General features: G+C 44.3%; 1 pseudogene. It reads right to left on the reverse strand.

The features are described from left to right. Positions 1-376: 376 nt before the first annotated feature. A pseudogene (locus tag QUA20_RS31830) lies at positions 377-1092 on the reverse strand (IS66 family transposase); the annotation flags it as partial. Between the last annotated feature and the right edge of the window lie 73 nt (positions 1093-1165).

Consider the following 1165-nt stretch of genomic DNA (forward strand, 5'->3'; position numbering starts at 1 on the left):
AAGCTTGCACACGCTCCGCGTTCAAACCAGTCAAAGTCTTTCTCTGTCAAGGTTTTAGGCTTTTTCGGCAAGCCCTAGTTAATTTGTCGATCCAATTTTCGCTCAGGGCAGAATTAACTCACGCCACCGTCAAGTATTATGGTGAAACTGGGGTTAAGGGCGATCGTAGAGGGTAAAGATTCAGTCATCTAAATTAGTCAGGAGAAAACTCCCTGACGGGGTGACAAGCAACTTGAAAGCTTAGCTAGAAAATAGTTTAAGTCGATCGAGAACAAAAAAGGTAAGGATTCAGGTCTGAAAAAGGGGAATGAGCGAGCGGCATAGCCAAGTCACAAGAATGGGCCGAAATAGCCTCACGGAAAAAAGCCATTACTCAACGAGCTTGAAAACGACAGGTTTGAATCACACTCAATAGATTAGCCGTTTCCTCAAATCGTTTCATCCAACGAGAGCCGCCAGAAACTTTCCGTTTCGTGACAGCTAGCCGTAGAGAACGTTCTGCTAAATTATTATCCGGAGGCACCGAGGGGTCATTCAGAAAATACCACCATTGTTCTGCCTTATCTCGTAAGGATTTGAGTAACAAACCTGCGGCATAACCAACTTGGTTCAACCAAGTCCCCAAAGCTTGATTCAATCGTATTTTAAAATCCTGAACCCAGAAGTCGTAGGTAAGTTGATCCTTCGTGTTTCGCCAGGACTCATGGGCGATAAAAGCTTCATCAATTAATGACAGAAATATTTGAGCGACTGCTGCATTATTATTGTTGCCCGGAAGTCCCAGCACTTTCTTGAAATGCCGTCGTAAATGAGCCAGACACTTCTGTTGGGCTGCGACTTTCCCACCATTATAAACGCTGAAATCATCTGAGCTTAAGACTCCAGCAAATTCTGTACCCAGCATGGTTTCTAGTTGCGCGCGATCCCCCTGGTATCTGCGGCATGAAATAAACAGAATCCTTCTCCACTAGCTGTCCATAACCATTCTTTAATCCCCATGACACACCAGGGGGTTTCATCTACATGAACATTTGATTGCACCCCGGCCCATTCCCACAGTGCATTAATCGCTGGCTTTACTGCTGCTGCTATAGCGATCGTAAATGATTTGTAAATCACAAATCATGTATAATGAGGACGTAAATCTAAGTAGGAGTTTAGATGT

Source organism: Microcoleus sp. Pol7_A1 (assembly GCF_036701085.1).
GTDB classification, from domain to species: domain Bacteria; phylum Cyanobacteriota; class Cyanobacteriia; order Cyanobacteriales; family Microcoleaceae; genus Microcoleus; species Microcoleus asticus.